The sequence below is a fragment of the Paeniglutamicibacter sulfureus genome (assembly GCF_030512175.1).
GTDB lineage: Bacteria > Actinomycetota > Actinomycetes > Actinomycetales > Micrococcaceae > Paeniglutamicibacter > Paeniglutamicibacter sulfureus.
In genome coordinates this window covers 2,731,503-2,748,057 of record NZ_JAULBL010000002.1, presented here as the reverse complement: position 1 = coordinate 2,748,057, position 16,555 = coordinate 2,731,503, and the positions used below count along the sequence as shown (strand labels likewise).

Genomic DNA, 16,555 nt, shown 5'->3' with positions numbered 1-16,555 from the left:
CTGCCCTTGCCCAAGGACAGGCATCAGTACCGAATCGAGGATTCACACCAAATATGGCGCGCAAAAAGCCCGAACCACTGCCCGCGGACTTCGTGGAGCACATCGTAGACATCGATGTGACCAAGGAAATGGAGGGATCCTTCCTGGAGTACGCCTACTCGGTGATCTACTCCCGCGCCCTGCCCGATGCCCGCGACGGACTCAAGCCGGTGCAGCGACGCATCTTGTTCATGATGTCCGAGATGGGCCTGCGCCCGGAAAAGGGACATGTCAAGAGCGCCCGGGTGGTCGGCGAGGTCATGGGCAAGCTGCACCCGCACGGCGACACAGCGATCTACGACGCGATGGTGCGCATGAGCCAAGGCTTCGCGCTGCGCCTGCCGCTGATCGACGGACACGGAAACTTCGGCTCGCTGGATGACGGTCCCGCGGCTCCCCGCTACACCGAGGCCCGGCTGGGGGCCTCCGCGGTGGCGATGACGGCGAACCTGGACGAGGACGTCGTGGACTTCGTCCCGAACTACGACAACCAGTTCATGCAACCCTCGGTCTTGCCCGCGGCCTTCCCGAACCTCCTGGTCAACGGCACCACCGGCATCGCCGTGGGCATGGCCACCAACATGGCCCCGCACAACCTCGGCGAGGTCATCGCCGCCGCCCGGCACCTGATCGCCCACCCGGACGCCGACCTGGCGGCCATCACGAAGTTCATCCCGGGCCCCGACATGCCCACCGGCGGCAAGATCGTGGGACTCGACGGCATCCGTGACGCCTACCGGGCCGGCCGCGGAACCTTCAAGACCCGGGCCAAGGTGGAGCTGGAACAGATCACCGCCCGCCGGCAGGGCCTGGTGGTCACCGAGCTGCCCTACATGGTCGGTCCGGAAAAGGTCATCGAGAAGATCAAGGACGCGGTCAATTCCAAGAAGCTCACCGGCATCGCCGACGTGGTCGACCTCACCGACCGCAACCACGGCCTGCGCCTGGTCATCGAGCTGAAGAACGGCTTCAACCCCAACGCGGTGTTGTCCCAGCTGTACAAGTTCACGCCGATGGAGGATTCCTTCGGCATCAACAACGTCGCCCTGGTCGAGGGCCAGCCGCGCACCATGGGACTGCTGGAGCTGCTCACCGTCTACGTCGAGCACCGCCTGCTGGTGGTTCGCCGGCGCACCGAGCACCGGCTGGCGAAGAAGCTTGACCGGTTGCACCTGGTCGAGGGCCTGCTCATTGCGATCGTCGACATCGACGAGGTCATCGCCATCATCCGGTCCTCGGACGAAACGGCCCAGGCGCGCGAGCGCTTGATGACGATCTACGACCTGTCCGAGTTGCAGGCCAACCACATCCTGGAACTGCGGCTGCGCCAGCTGACCAAGTTCTCCCGGATTGAACTGGAGAAGGAGGCCGAGGAGCTGCGCGCGGCCATCGATGAGTTGCGGGCGATCCTGGACTCCGATGAATTGCTGCGCGAGCTGGTCTCCGGCGAGCTGGCCGACATGGCCGAGAAGTTCGCCACCCCGCGCCGCACGGTGCTGCTGGAGTCCGAGTCGGGATCCCCGCTGAAGGGCACCTCGATGCCCGCGGCGGTGGGCACCGGCAAGGCGGCGCCGATGAGCCTGGAGATCGCCGACGATCCGTGCCGGGTGTTGCTTTCGGCCACCGGGCAGGTGGCCCGCACCGGATCGGCCGACCCGTTGGACGGTGCCGGAGCGCGGGTGAAGCACGATGTGCTCGCCTCCGTGGTGGCGACCAGCGCCCGCGGCGAAATCGGCGGGATCACCTCGGCCGGGCGGATGCTGCGCCTGCAGGTCGTGGACCTGCCGCTGCTGCCCCCGGCCCACGGCTTCCCGCAGCTGACCGGCGGGGTGAAGGTGGCCGAATTCGCCCAGCTGGCCAAGGGCGAGAAGATGGTCGCGCTGGTTCCGCTGGATGCGGTGGTGGCACTTGGCACCGCGAACGGCGTCGTCAAGCGGCTGAGCCCCGACTACCCGTTGAACCGCGACGAATGGGAAGCCATCACGCTCAAGGATGGCGACACCGTGGTGGGCGCCGCTGTGGGACCCGACGACGCGGACCTGGTCTTCGCCACCCGCGGCGCCCAGCTGCTGCGCTTTGCGGCCTCCGCCGTGCGCCCCCAGGGCCGCACCGCCGGCGGCATGGCCGGCATCAAGCTGGCTTCCGATGACAGCGTGATCTTCTTCGGCGTCGTCGAGGCAGCCGCGCAGGCACCCGTCTTCGTCTCGATTGCCACCGGATCCAACACCCTGCCCGGCACCGCCTCGCATTCGGTGAAGGTCACGGACTTCGCCGAGTACCCGGCCAAGGGCAGGGCAACCGGCGGGGTGCGGGCGCACCGCTTCCTGAAGGGCGAGGACCATCTGGAGCTTGCCTATGCCGGGGCAGGTCCTGCCCGGGCATCCTCCGCCGCCGGCGTGGTGCGTGCGCTGCCCACCGAGTACGCCAAGCGCGACGGCTCCGGTGTCCCCCTGGCGCAGGGCGTCGACTTGCTCGGCGGCACCCCGGCGACCGATGCGTCCCCGGCGGAGGCCGCGCTCTCGCCAAACGGAGGATTGCCGCTGCCCGGCAGCTCCACGCGCGCGCCGCTGGCCGCGCCCACCGAGGACAGCAAGCCCTTTGCCGATTCCGGGGTGGTCGAGGTCGAGTCCTCCCGCCGGGTTGCCATCCAGGACTCGTTGCTGGAGGAATAGGCTCCGGGCCCCGCGCACAACAGCGACTGGGGGAGGTCGTGGACCGTCGCCCACCGTGGCGACGGCCCACGACCTCCCCTTTTCCGTGTCCGGCAACCCCGCGACGCCGACCGGGCACGAGACCAATACCTTTTCATAGGGTTTGGCTGCAAGGATTCCTTCACGGTTGACATGGGGCTTCGAACAGATTCGAGGCCCGCGGGCCCATACCCAAGGCCTTCAGGAAAACCGTCCGGTCCGGGATTCGAGGATTCTCCCCCCACCCAGCGAATCCCGGGCACGGAATGGCACCGACGGTGCGGCGCACGCGAGCGTCACGGTTTCCCCAAGCCGGAAACCTCGCGTGCGATCCCCGGCGGGTTCCCATGATCGGGCGATATGGCACCAGCGGAGAGATTGGTCTTCGACGGCCCTGGCCTGTGACCAAGAAAGGCCACTGCCGCTTGCACTCGCCCCCTGCTCATCTTCGTCATCCAGGATGTCTCTCCCCGCCACCGCCCCTCTTGTCGGGCCGTGAAGGCGTGACCGTTGCGAATGCCCGGATAACGGATATCCGTGCGACTGTCCCACCGGGTCCAAACAAGCTCGATCCCCGTGGTCTCCACTGCGGTGGCCGGCAACACCGTCTCGGCCTTGGACGCATGAAAAACAGCGTTTCCGGCCTCCCGGTGCCCCATTCCTTGGCGTTCGCGAAAACCACACTTGACACGCTTATTTGTGGCGTGACGGGCCCAAGGTTTCCCTAAGGTGTTACACGCACAGTTGCCATATCTTTCGGATCGGCTGAGGAGTCAACATGAAATCCAACGAACTCAGGAGCTCGGGGCAGCACACTGCGGCGCCAAGAAACCTGCAAAGAAGAATTGCGATTACGACGATCGGGCTTCTGGCACTGGGCATGCATACCCCCGCCCAGGCGGCAACCCAGGTCATCGTCAAGAACCCCGGGGGAATCGTGGCCGTGGGTCCCGTCAACACGGATACTGGTTTTCCCAGTTTCTACCAGGACAGTGCCGGCACCCGCCTTGAGCTATGTCTTGACGCCTTGAATCCCCTGTGCGGATTCCTTCCCGGTGACGTCCCGAACGCAGAGGCACCGATTACCTTCCCCGACAATTTCCCGGACGAAGCCTTCTACATGCTGGCGTCCAGCGAATTGGAATTCCCCGGCGGGGGAAGCGCCGTTTTGGTCCTTGGACTCGAGGCGGCCTTCGCCAACGCCGTCCAGGCCGGAGACCAGGTCGTTTTCGGCCGACAACGCGTGGTGGTCAAGGACGGACCCGCCAACACGACGTTGACGTTCACTCATCCCTACGGCAGCCTGACCCTCGATACCGATGCAGCCGGGGACGGCAAACTCGTTGAAGACATTTCCCCTGCCGTAGAAAACTTCACCACGCCGCTCAAGAGCAATATCGGCCCATTCCTGAAGTGGGATCCAGCCCAGGCCCCGGCAGCGCCGGACGGCTACCTCGGGAACCCCGACGCGGAGCACACCGTGACCGGCAGCCCCTTTGGCACAAACGCCTTCTCGGTCACCGGCGGAGGAGTGAACCTGTCCACTAATCTGTTTGGTCTCCAAGGGAAGATTTCCAGCGACGGAACGGAACCGCCGCTCAATCCCAACGACGTGACGGCTCCCTTGATGACCGCCCAGGCCCCGGCCGCCGCCGCCACCGGCATTCCCGTGGCGGCGAACATCACCGCGTCGTTCAGCGAGTCCGTCGCCGGATTCAACCCGAACAATGTGCGCCTGACGCATGCGGACGGCACGGTGGTCGCATCGACCATCAGCTATGACGCGGCAACCCGCACCGTTACCGTCGATCCGTCGGCAAGCCTGGCCAATAACACCGTCTACACGATGTCGCTGACCGCCGGCATCCAGGATGCGAGCGCCAACGCCCTGGCACCGGTTTCGTGGTCGTTCACCACCGATGTGGCACCGGCCGTCACGGCGCGGACACCCGTTGCCAACGCTGTGGACATCCCCCTCGGGAACACTGTCTCGGCGACATTCAGCGAAGACGTTCTCGGGATCGATGCAACCACCGTGACACTGGCAACGGCCGCAGGGACCGCAGTCCCGGCCACCATTTCCTATGACGCAGCGACCCGCACGGCAACCCTAGATCCGACGGCCAACCTGGCTCTGGGCACCACTTACAAGGTGTCTCTGTCCAACGCCATCCACGATGCGAGCGGCAGTCTGCTTCCGGCCACTGCGTGGACCTTCACCACGGATGCGGCACCGGTGATCACCGGCCGGACACCGGCGGTGAATGCCACCAACGTGGCACGCACCGGCAACGTGGACGTAAGGTTCAGCGAGGTCATGACCGGGGTCAATGCCACCAATATGCGGTTGACCACCTCGACCGGTGCCGCGGTGTCGGCAGTTGTCACCTTTGACGCGGCAACGCGCCTGGCAAGGCTGAACCCGACGGCCACCCTGGCCGCCGGCACCCGTTACACGGTCTCGCTGGGCGCGGGCATCAAGGACCCCCGGGGCAACGCACTGCCGGCCACAACGTGGTCCTTCACCACCGATCCGCTGCCGACCGTCACGGGTCGGACGCCGGCGGCCAATGCCACCAACGTGGCACGCACCACCAATGTGGCGGTGAAGTTCAGCGAAGCCGTCACCGGCATCAACACCACCACGGTGCGGCTGACGAACCCGGCGGGAACCAACGTAGCGGCAGCGGTGACCTACAACGCCACCACGCGCACGGCCACGTTGAACCCCTCGGCCACACTGGCCGCGGGCACCCGTTACACGGTTCGGCTCTCCAACGGCATCAAGGACGCCCGCAGCAACCCGCTGACGGCCACCACGTGGTCCTTCACCACCGATCCGCTGCCGACCATCACCGGACGGACACCGGCGGCCAATGCCACCAACGTGGCACGCACCACCAATGTCACCGTGAAGTTCAGCGAGGCGGTCTCCGGGGTCAACACCACCAACCTGTGGCTGACCTCCCCCACCGGCGCCAAGGTGGCGGCTGCAGTGAGCTACAACGCCACCACGCGCACCGCCACGCTGAATCCGACGTCCAGCCTGGCCTTGGGAACCCGGTACACGGTGCGGCTTTCCAGCGGCATCAAGGATGTCCGCGGCAACCCGCTGACGGCCACGACGTGGGCGTTCACCACCGATCCGGCACCGAAGGTCATCGGGCGCAGCCCGGCAGTCAACGCCACCAACGTGGCTCGTGCCACCAATGTCACGGCGAAGTTCAGCGAGCCTGTCTCCGGCATCAACACCACCACGGTGAAGTTGACAAACCGGGCCGGCGCAACGGTCGGGGCAGTGGTCAGCTACAACGCCACGACCCGCACCGCCACGCTGAATCCCAAAGCCAGCCTGGCTGCGGGAAGCCGCTACACGGTTCGGCTCTCCAACGGCATCAAGGATGCCCGCGGCAACGCGCTCACGGCCACCACATGGTCCTTCACGACGGGAGCCCGCTAACGACACCATGAAGTCCTAGCACAACAGGCCGGAGGCCAGGCTGCGCATCGCGCAACCTGGCCTCCGGCACGTTTTCCGCTTCCCAGAGTTAGACCGCGGCCGGCACCTGAAGCGAGGCCGAATCCAGTTCATGGACCCTGTCAGCCAGTGCCGCAACGGCTCCGTCGTGGGTCACCAGCAGCACCGCTTCGCCCGCCAAACCGGCGCGGAGATCGGCGACCAATGCCACCGATTCGTCCGCGCCCAGGTGTGCGGTTGGTTCATCCAGCAGCAGCACCCGTGCCCTTGCGGCCAGGGCACGGGCCACGGCCAGGCGTTGGCGCTGGCCGCCGGAAAGCTGGTGGCCCCCGGAACCGATGCGCTCATCCAGGCCCGCGGGCAGCGTTCCCAACCACGATTCCAGCCCGACCTTGGCCAGCACCGCCCGCAGTTCGGCGTCGGAGGGCTGGTCTTCGGCGTCCCTGCCTAGCCCGAGGTTGGAGCGCACGGAGGAATCGAAGAGGTGGGCTTCCTGCGGGCACCAGGCCACCCGGGCCAGGTCAGCGGCACCAATGGGCATCCAATCCCCATCACCCCGCCTGGCCTGCAGGGCACCGGACAGGGGCTTCAGGGCACCCAGCATGGCCGCCAGCAGCGTCGACTTTCCCGAGCCCGAGGGGCCGGTGATCGCGACCCATTCGCCCGGATTCACTTCAAGGTCGAGACCTTGAACAACCGGCTCCCCCGCGGCCCAGCCGATGTCGGCAGCGTGCAGCCGCAGTCCCAGTTCCGCGGTCTGCACCTCCGCGGTCTGCACCTCCGCGACGCCGGCGGGTTCCGGGGTGTGGCCCGTGCCGCCGGCAGTGGCCCAGACGCGGCGCAACACGTCATCGAGTTGCGGCAATTGCTGGATGGACATGGAGGTGTTGGCGATCGGCTCGCCCAGGGCCAGGAGCAGCAGCGCGGCCACTGCCGCCGCTTCTCCCCCGGTCCCCACCAGGACCACCGCCAGCACCGCGGCCAGCGAGGAAAGCAGCACCGCCCCGCCCTGGGCGACACCGGCGCCACGGGCCGCGGCACGCAGCAACCTGGTTGCGCTCGCGTCGGCCGCGGTGAACTCCGACAGGGCCCGCGGGCCGACCCGGTTGGCACGCAGGTCCCCCGCCGCACCCAACAGCGTGGGCACCCGGAAAGCAAGCCACATGCGGTGCCGGCTGGTGTGTATGGTGCTGCGCCTTTCCACCGCAAGCACGGCCGCCGGCAACAGCACAAAGGCAGCGAGCCCCAACCCCAGCGCCAGCGGCAACGCCGCCGGGGCCCAGAAGCCGATTCCCACGGTCACGGCAACCCAGGTTGCGATTCCCGCGACCGGCGGCACCAGGACCCGGGGCACTGCGTCGCGCACCTCGTCGACCTCGGCCACCAGGTGACCCAGTGCAGCACCCGAACGGGTCAGCCGGCCCCAGCCATGTGGCCGTGCTACCAGCGCATCCCATAGGCGTTGCCGCAGGGTGGAGGCGAAGCCCATGACGGCGTCGTGCACGCGCAATTGCTCGGCGTAGCGCAGGACCGCGCGGCCGATGCCGAAGGTGCGCACGCCCACGATGGCGACCATCAGGTGCAGCATCGGGGGTTGGTGGCTCGCGGTGACGATGAGCCAGCCGGAGATCCCGGTCAGCCCTGCTCCGAAGATCGCCGCGGCCGCGGCCAGCACGAGACCCGGGAGCATGCCGTTGCGGAACCACGGCATGGAGCCCAGCAGCCGCCAGTGCGCGGCACCCGGGCCCGGGAGCGCAGCCCGGGGTTCGCGCACTGGAGCAGGGTGTGCGGGAACAGCGGCCAAGAGCGGGGGTTGCGCGGGTCCGTGGTCTTCGGCCGCCGGTCGCGCGGCAGCGTCCGGGTCCTGCAGCATCGTGGCCAGGGCCCTGTCGTGGGTGGCCACCAGCAGTGCGCATTGACCGCGCAGTCGGCGCATTGCCAGGCGGATGCGGACGGCGGACTCCTCGTCCAGGTGCGCTGTCGGTTCGTCGGCCAGCACCAGATTGACTCCGGGGTCGGCGGCCACCTTGGCGAGCACCCGCGCCACGGCCAGGCGGCGCAGCTCGCCGGGGCTGCAGTCCACCAGGTTCCGCTGCGCCAGGTGCTCGATGTTCGCCTCTTCCAGGACCGCCCGAAGCATTTCCCCGGACAGTCCTGCGCCGGCGTGCAGCCGGATCTCGCCTGACACGGTGGACTCGGTGAACCGGGGGTGCTGGGAGATGAACGCCGCGCGGGACAGGTCCACGCCAATCTCGCCGCCGATCTCGGACTCCTGCCCGAGCTGGCCGAGCACCGCCTGCAGAAGCGTGGTTTTTCCGCTGCCGCTTGCAGCATCCAGCACGCGCACCGCGCCGGCATCCAGCTGCAGGTCCAGCCCGGAAACCACCGGCTCGGACCGCCGGGCATAACTGACCGAAAGGCCCTTGATGGACAACACGGGCGAGGTCCCGGACGGTGTCCGGAGCCCGGAATCCGGCCCGTCCGATGCAGTGGCGCCTATGAATCCCTCTGTGCGTTCAAGGGCCTGGACCCCATTCTCCGAGGAGTGGAAGGCCGCCCCCAGCGCACGCAGCGGCAGGTAGCATTCAGGGGCCAGGATCAGGGCAATCAACCCGGCTTCCAGGCCCATATGTCCGTAGACCAGGCGCACGCCGATGAAGACGGCGACCACCGCCACCGAGATGGTGGCGATGAGTTCGAGGGCCAGCCCGGAGAGAAATGCCGTGCGCAGCGTCTTCATGCTGGACTCGCGGTAGTCCTCGGAGACCTTGGCCAGGGCCCTGCCCTTGCCCTCCGCCCGGCGCAGCCCAATGAGGGCGGGAAGCCCCTGGGCCAGTTCCAGCAGCTGGTTCGAAAGCCTGTCCAACCCGGCGGCCGCGGCCTGGACCCGATCCTGGGTATGCAGTCCAATCAGGATCATGAACACCGGAATGAGCGGGACCGTAAGGACGACGACAAGGGCGGAAATCCAGTCAGCGGCCAGGATCCTGGCGCCGACCAGGACCGGGATGACCATGGCGGATACCAGCGCGGGCAAGTACTTGGTGTAGTAGTTGTCCAGCCCGTCCAGCCCGCGGCTGGCCAGTGCCGCCAGCGCCCCGTTTCCGGGGTCGGCACCGGCAACCCTCCCGTCCAGCCCGGCGGCCAGCAGCCGGGAGCGTAGCTGCTCCTTGGCCCCGAGCCCGGCCCGGTGTGCCGCGAACTCGGTGCCCCACACCGCCGCTGCCCGAAGGATCGTTCCGCCCAGGCCAAGCACCAGCAGCCGCTGGACATCGAGTGGCGAGCCGGCAGCCAGTTGGCTGATGGCAGTGGCCAGGGCGTCGGCAACCAGGACCAGGCCACCGGCCTTGAATGCGGCGAGTCCGGCCAACAGGGCCAGGACCTTCCTGGAACCGGTCCCGGCGGGAAGAACGGGTTTCATGGTGGGGTTTCTCCTCGTGCCGGTCAGACGATCGAGGTCACGGTGTGTGCCTCGGGAATGTGGACCTCGGTGACCCGCTTGCGGAACACCCAGTAGGTCCAGGCCTGGTAGGCCAGGACCATGGGCAGGCCGAAAGCCGCCACGATGCTCATGAGCCTGAGGGTGTAGGGGGTCGAGGATGCGTTGGACACCGTCAGGTTGAAGGCAGCGTCAATGGTGGAGGGCAGGACGTTGGGATATGCGGCGGTGAAAATTGCCGCGACCCCCGCCAGCAGGAAGATGCCCAACCCGATGAAAACCAGGCCCTCGTGGTTTTTGCTCGCCTGGAACCAGGCGAACAGCAGGGCGCATACGGCCAGGCCCAGCGGTGCCACGGCGGCCATGCTGTGGTTCAGCAGCACCACCGCAACCGCCCATGCGGCCATGGGCAGCAAGGCCACGGGAAGCCAGCGGGCCACGAGCCGTGCCGCCCGGGTGCGGATGTCCCCGTCCGTTTTGAGGCCGAGGAAGGCCAACGCGTGAATCAGGCAGAATGCCACGACGGCGAGCCCGCCGAGGACCGCGTATATGTTGAACCAGGCAAAGGGCCCGCCCACGCGGTCGCCGTTGGCGTTCAGCGGAAGTCCGGTGGTGCTCAGCGCCAGCATCGCCCCGACGCCGAAAGCGGCGACAAAGGAGCCCAGGAAGATGGCCCAGTCCCAGGCCTTTCGCACGGCATGGGTGTGTGCCTTGCCGCGGTATTCGAAGGCCACTGCCCGGAAAATCAGGGCCACGAGCACCAAGGTCAATGGGACATAGAGGGCTGAGAAAAGCGAGGCGTACCAGTAGGGGAACGCTGCAAAGGTCGCGGCCCCGGCGGTGATCAGCCAGACCTCGTTGCCGTCCCAGACCGGGCCGACGGTGTTCAGCAGCACGCGGCGCTGCTTCTCGTTCTTGGCGAAGGTCTTCATGAGCATCCCCACGCCCAGGTCGAAACCTTCAAGGAACAGGTAGCCGCCCCAGAGCACGGCTATCAGGATGAACCACAGTGTGGGCAGGTAATCCACTTGTACAGTCCTAACTCTTAAGTCGGCGGTCAGTAGGCGAAGGACAGCACGTCGGTGTCCTTGTCCTGGTCATCGGGGTGCCCATCGAGCTCGGGCATGGCCGAACCGATCCCGCCACGGACGTAACGGGTCAGCAGAACGACCTCGACCACCAGCAGGAATGCGTAGATGGAGGTCAGGGAGATCAACGAGAAGAGCATCTCCCCCGCACTCACCCCCGGAGAGACGGCAGCCGCGGTGTACATGAAGACCTGGTCGATGCCTTGGAAGCTAGGGTTGGGTGCCACCACGAAAGGCTGGCGACCCATTTCGGTGAAGATCCATCCCGCGGCGTTTCCGCCAAAAGGTGCCAGGATTCCCAGGACGGCGAGCCTGGAGATCCATTTGCTGTGAGGCACAGTTCCCTTGCGGGTCAGCCACAGGGCCACCGCCGCGGCAACCGCGGAGAGTCCGCCCAGGGTGATCATCAGGCGGAAGCCCCAGTAGGTGACCTCCATGACCGGAAGGTAGTTGATCTCGGTTCCGGCGCGATCACCGTAGATCGGGTTGTCCGGAAGGTGGGTTCCGTACTTTTCCTGGTACTCGGGCAGGAGGGTGTTTACCCCCTTGACCTCGGTCGTGAAGTTGTCGTGGGCGAGGAAGGAGAGCAAGCCCGGAATTTCGAAGACGCCGACGACGTCGTCGCAGGTGGTTGCGCCGCCGCCCCGAAGGTCGCCCACCGACAACAGGGAGAACCCCGTGCCGTCATGGCATGCCGCTTCCGCGGCTGCCATCTTCATCGGCTGTTGCTGGATCATCAGTTGGGCTTGGGCGTGGCCGGAGAGGGCAACACCCATGAACGCAACCATCGCCACGACGGCGCCAATGCGCAGCGACTTGATCCAGACCTGGTAGTCGACCTTGTCGCGGTTTTTCCCCAAGGTTGCAGACTCCCCCACCAAGACCTTGCCCGAGGCGTCCATGGTGTCAATGCCCGACTGGCGGCGTTTGTGGAGGTGGTACCAGGAGATGCCCAACAGGAATCCGCCGGCGACGGCAAACGCCCCGAAGATGGTGTGCGGGAACGTGACCAGGGCGGTGTTGTTAGTGAAGACTGCCCAGGCATCGACCATGGTGGCGCGGCCGTCGACGATTTCGGTGCCGACGGGATGCTGCATCCAGGAGTTGGCCACCAGGATGAAGTAGGCCGAAAAGATACTGGCCAGCGAGGCAATCCAGATCGTGGCCAGGTGGAGGCGCTTGGGCAGCCGGTCCCAGCCGAAGATCCATAGCCCCAGGAGGACGGATTCAAGGAAGAACGCCAGCAACGCCTCCATGGCCAGCGGTGCACCAAAGACGTCTCCGACGAAGCGGCTGTATTCGCTCCAGGCCATGCCGAACTGGAATTCCTGGACGATGCCGGTGGCCACTCCCATGATGAAGTTGATGAGGAAAAGCTTTCCCCAGAACTTGGTCATGCGCAGGTATTCTTCCTTGCCGGTTCGGTGCCACGCGGTTTGCATCACCGCGACCGTGAGCCCCAGGCCGATCGTCAAGGGAACCATCAAGAAGTGATAAACGGTGGTGATCCCAAATTGCCATCTGGCAATTTCCAGTGCATCCATGCCAAACCCTTCAGTGCAGTAATTCGCGGCGTTGCTTCGGCCCCGCACCCCGAGTTCTACGATCCGTAGAACTTCCTTTCTACCCACTGTAGAACATTTGGCCCCAACGCGGTAAACTGGATCCAGCGGGAAGCACTCAACACACTTCCCGCTGGCCTCTGCGTTAGCTACACGGGGCCTGGAACACTTTGTAAGGAAATGAGATTGGCCACTCTTGGCGACCTTGAACGCGCAGTAATGGAACTCCTTTGGGATGCCGAATCCCCGCTCACGGCCAATGAACTTCGCGACCAGCTCGCAGCACCCGGCGACGTGGAGGGCAAGGAACTTGCCGTGACCACCGTCCTGACGGTGTTGGCCCGACTGGAAAAGAAGGGCTTGGTGGCGCGTGAGCGCGACATCCGTCCGCATCGCTACACGTCGGTGACGAGCCGCGAGGACCACACCGTGTCCTTGATGAACGAAGCCCTGGGTACCGTGCTGGATCGCGAAGCCGTATTGGCCCGCTTCATCGGCGGCATCTCCGCCGAGGAAGCACAGTCATTGCGCCTGCTCCTCGATACACCACGTAACGCCTAGCGACGACCGGCACGGTTACCAACGTGCTGCTGACGTCTTATCTCCTGGCTGGACTGGCCATTCTTTTGGCATGGCCCGTACCCGTCGCCCTTTCGCGCGCCCAATGGACGGCCCGATCCCCCTTTACTGCGATGGTGGTTTGGCAAGCCATCGCCCTGGCAGGTGGACTGTCCATGATCGGCGCGATGCTCTTTTGGGGCCTTGAGCCACTTGGAAACTCACTCCTGGGTGCGCTGGAAGGCGGGGCAAGGCTCGTCCTCGGCGATGCGGACGTCGCCTCCCCGGGAACCATCCACATCTTTGCCCTGAGCACGGCAGCACTGCTGGGAATCCATTTGGTGCTCACCTTGATCCGGGCCACCTGGCGCATCACCCGCCAGCGCGCACGGCACAGGCACATCCTTTCACTGCTCAGCCAGAAATCCACCGCCAATCCCGGAACCCTGGTGCTGGACCACGAGACCCCCATTGCCTATTGCCTTCCTAGCTTCGCCGGGTCCGTTACCGTGCTTTCGCGTGGCCTGGTCCAGCGATTGAACGAGGATGAACTGCAAGCAGTCCTGGCCCATGAAAAGGCCCACCTGGAGCAACGCCACGACCTTCTCCTGCTGGCCTTCGCCTCCTGGAACGATGCCCTGCCGTGGTTGCCAACGGCCAAGCACTCGCTGGCCGCCGTCCAGGAGTTGGTTGAGATGCTCGCCGATGACGCGGCCCTTAGGGTAGTGACCGCCCCCGTTTTGCTCCGCGCCTTACTGACAGTCGCCACGGGAGCACTGGGCGAACCGGCCGAGCGGGGGCCGGCTGCCCTGCCGACCGCAGGCACCGGCGGCGCACCGACCGAAGAGCTTTCGTCGCATCGCCTGCGGCGGCTGTTGAGACCGCAGCCACCGTTGTCGACCATGGTGCGCTCCCTGATTCTTACGGCCGCGTTGCTGTTGCTGGCACTGCCCACCACAATGTTGGTGGCCCCGGGGCTCTTCAGCTGATCCAGCTCCGTGTTCGAACATGGAAATGGCCGGTCGGCGCCTACGAGGGCACCGGCCGGCCATTGTTTTCCCGTTATGCGTCGATCCTGTCACGTTCAAGGAGCTCGGCTCCTGAAATGATGAATTCCTTGCGCGGTGCCACATCCGAACCCATCAGCAAGTCAAAGACGCGCTCGGCCGATTCGGCATGTTCCAGCCCCACCCGGCGCAAGGTGCGGTGCCGCGGATCCATGGTGGTCTCGGCCAACTGGTCGGCATCCATCTCACCCAGGCCCTTGTAGCGCTGTATAGGTTCCTTGTAGCGCTTGCCATCCTTTTCCAGGGCGGCCAATACCTCGTGAAGCTCGTTCTCCGAGTACGTGTAGACCATCTCGTTGTCCTTGGAGCCGTGGGTGATGACCTCCACGCGGTGCAACGGTGGCACTGCCGCATAGACCCTGCCCTGTTCAACCATGGGCCGCATGTAGCGGAAGAACAGCGTCAGCAACAGGGTGCGGATGTGCGCGCCGTCGACATCGGCATCGGTCATCAACACGACCTTGCCATAGCGTGCGGCCTCGATGTCGAAGCTTCGGCCTGAGCCCGCCCCGACCACCTGGATCAGCGCGGCACACTCCGCATTGGAAAGCATGTCGGCAACCGAGGCCTTTTGCACGTTCAGGATCTTGCCTCGAATCGGCAGCAGCGCCTGGAAGTCCGAGGAGCGCGCCAGGCGGGCGGTTCCCAGGGCGCTGTCACCCTCGACGATGAAGAGCTCGGTCCTGTCCGTGTCGGTGCTGCGGCAGTCCGCCAACTTGGTGGGGAGCGAGGAAGTTTCCAGGGCATTCTTGCGTCGCTGGGTCTCCTTGTGGACACGCGCCGAGATGCGCGACTTCATTTCGCTGACCACTTTTTCCAGCAGCATTGCAGCCTGGGTCTTGTCGCCCTTGGCCGTGGAGTTCAGCTTGTCCGTGAGGCTCTTCTCGACCACCTTGGCAACGATCAAGCGCACCGCCGAGGTGCCGAGGATTTCCTTGGTTTGGCCCTCGAACTGGGGTTCGGCCAGGCGCACCGTCAGGACCGCAGTCAGCCCGGCACCGACATCGTCTTTCTCGATCTTGTCGTTCCCGGCCTTGAGCTTGCGGGAGTTGGCCTCGATGACCTTGCGGAAGGTCTTGAGCAGGGCCTGCTCGAAGCCGGTTTGGTGTGTTCCGCCCTTGGGTGTGGAAATGATGTTGACGAAGGAACGCAGGTTCGTCTCGTAACCAATCCCCCAGCGCAAGGCGATGTCCACCTCACAGGCGCGCTCCACCTCGGTGATCCGGCTGTGGCCCGAATCATCGATCACCGGCACCGATTCCTTAAACGTTCCCGAGCCGTGGAAACGCCAGATATCGGTGACGGCCGCATCGTTGGCCAGGTATTCAACGAACTCGGAGATCCCGCCGTCGTGGTGGAAGACCTCTTCATATGGGCCATCCTCCCCCAGGGTGCCGACCAGGCCGCGCTCGTCGCGCAGTGTGATCTTCAGTCCCGGCACCAGGAACGATGTCTGGCGGGCGCGTGCCTGCAATTCGGTGTAGGAGAACTTGGCATCGGGCGTGAAGATCTGTCGATCGGCCCAATAGCGCACGCGGGTGCCGGTGACTCCTCGCTTGGCCTTGCCCACCACGTCAAGCACCGAGGCCGTGGAGAAGGGTTCGAAGTTGGAGTCGGGCTTGGGCTTGCCCGTATCGGCAAATCTTCCGGGCTCGCCGCGGCGAAACTGCATCCCATAGGTCTTGCCACCACGGTCCACCTCAACGTCGAGACGGGAAGAAAGCGCGTTGACCACGGACGCACCCACACCATGCAGGCCGCCGGAGGCGGTGTAGGAGCCGCCGCCGAACTTGCCGCCGGCATGGAGCTTGGTGAAGACCACTTCGACGCCCGAGAGCCCGGTCTTTGGTTCGATGTCCACCGGAACGCCGCGGCCGTCGTCGTGGATTTCCACTGAGCCGTCGGCGTGCAGGAAGACCTTGATCGATTGGCCGTGGCCCGCCAGTGCCTCATCGACGGAGTTGTCGATGATTTCCCAAAGACAGTGCATGAGTCCACGCGAATCGGTGGAACCGATGTACATGCCCGGACGTTTGCGTACCGCCTCGAGCCCTTCCAGGACGGATAGGTGTCGGGCGTTGTAGTCAGTGCTTTTGGCCACGGTTATTGAACTCCTCAAAAACGTCGGAACGACGCTAACCACAATAGTCTCTGGGCCCGCCATTTCGCTGATGCGTGCCGCCAGTGAGCGGCAGCTCACCCCCTGACGTGCTACGCGGTGAGCGAAAGATCGTATTTTCACGAAGAAAATAGCCCTATTGCTGGTTGTATTGAGTACACATCGAATGAAGGAGGTCATCATGACAACGACCGCAGTAACCCGAGAGCTGAATGCCCTTGATCGTTGCGACCGGTGCGGTGCACAGGCTTTTGTGCGTGCGGTATTGGAGACCTCCGGTGGTGAGCTATTCTTCTGCGGACACCACGCTCGCGCGGTAGAAGGAAAGCTGCGCCCCTTGACCAACGAATGGCAAGACGAAACGGCGCGTCTCTACGAGAAGCCCGTTTTCGACGACGAGGACTAAAAGAGTCGCCAGCCACATGCTGAGATGACCTTTGGGCGGGACCCTGGCTTGATGCCGGGGTCCCGCTGTCGTTTGGCGGGACCTCCCGGATGCGCCAGGCCAATGACGA

The 16,555-nt window shown here is 65.3% G+C and carries 9 protein-coding genes; 5 read left to right on the top strand and 4 right to left on the bottom strand.

The genetic code is table 11. The features are described from left to right. Positions 1-53 precede the first annotated feature (53 nt). Both Q2T94_RS19095 and Q2T94_RS19090 read left to right on the top strand, forming a co-directional pair. Complete coding sequence (locus Q2T94_RS19095) at positions 54-2,711, top strand: DNA gyrase/topoisomerase IV subunit A (protein WP_302266184.1); 2,658 nt, start codon at positions 54-56, stop codon at positions 2,709-2,711. A 796-nt stretch (positions 2,712-3,507) separates the two neighbouring features. Continuing rightward, positions 3,508-6,189, top strand: a complete 2,682-nt coding sequence (locus Q2T94_RS19090) for an Ig-like domain-containing domain (protein ID WP_302266183.1) — start codon at positions 3,508-3,510, stop codon at positions 6,187-6,189. Between the two features lie 88 nt (positions 6,190-6,277). Here Q2T94_RS19090 and cydC read toward each other — a convergent pair whose 3' ends face one another. Genes cydC through Q2T94_RS19075 form a run of 3 tightly spaced genes read right to left on the bottom strand, consistent with a single transcriptional unit; the run spans position 6,278 to position 12,278 of the window. Beyond that, positions 6,278-9,628, bottom strand: coding sequence for a thiol reductant ABC exporter subunit CydC (gene cydC, locus Q2T94_RS19085; protein WP_302266182.1), 3,351 nt, complete (start codon positions 9,626-9,628; stop codon positions 6,278-6,280). Positions 9,629-9,651: 23 nt separating this feature from the next. Beyond that, positions 9,652-10,674 carry a cytochrome d ubiquinol oxidase subunit II gene (gene cydB, locus Q2T94_RS19080; RefSeq protein WP_302266181.1) on the bottom strand — a complete coding sequence of 341 codons (1,023 nt, stop codon included), beginning with the start codon at positions 10,672-10,674 and terminating at the stop codon, positions 9,652-9,654. Between the two features lie 29 nt (positions 10,675-10,703). Beyond that, the gene (locus Q2T94_RS19075; protein ID WP_302266180.1) at positions 10,704-12,278 is read right to left on the bottom strand and encodes a cytochrome ubiquinol oxidase subunit I; all 1,575 of its coding nucleotides are present in this window, start codon (positions 12,276-12,278) and stop codon (positions 10,704-10,706) included. A gap of 204 nt (positions 12,279-12,482) precedes the next feature. Between Q2T94_RS19075 and Q2T94_RS19070 the strand changes: the two genes are divergently transcribed. Both Q2T94_RS19070 and Q2T94_RS19065 read left to right on the top strand, forming a co-directional pair. Then, on the top strand, positions 12,483-12,857 hold the full coding sequence (locus Q2T94_RS19070; protein WP_217389836.1) for a BlaI/MecI/CopY family transcriptional regulator: 375 nt from the start codon (positions 12,483-12,485) through the stop codon (positions 12,855-12,857). Positions 12,858-12,880: 23 nt separating this feature from the next. Then, complete coding sequence (locus Q2T94_RS19065; RefSeq protein WP_264270638.1) at positions 12,881-13,843, top strand: M56 family metallopeptidase; 963 nt, start codon at positions 12,881-12,883, stop codon at positions 13,841-13,843. A gap of 73 nt (positions 13,844-13,916) precedes the next feature. Here the strand turns inward: Q2T94_RS19065 and Q2T94_RS19060 are convergent, their stop codons facing one another. Beyond that, positions 13,917-16,022 (bottom strand): DNA gyrase/topoisomerase IV subunit B, encoded by a 2,106-nt coding sequence (locus Q2T94_RS19060; RefSeq protein WP_302266179.1) that lies wholly within the window; start codon positions 16,020-16,022, stop codon positions 13,917-13,919. Positions 16,023-16,221: 199 nt separating this feature from the next. Here Q2T94_RS19060 and Q2T94_RS19055 point away from each other — a divergent pair, with 199 nt between their 5' ends. After that, on the top strand, positions 16,222-16,446 hold the full coding sequence (locus Q2T94_RS19055) for a DUF7455 domain-containing protein (protein WP_264270636.1): 225 nt from the start codon (positions 16,222-16,224) through the stop codon (positions 16,444-16,446). Positions 16,447-16,555: the final 109 nt, after the last annotated feature.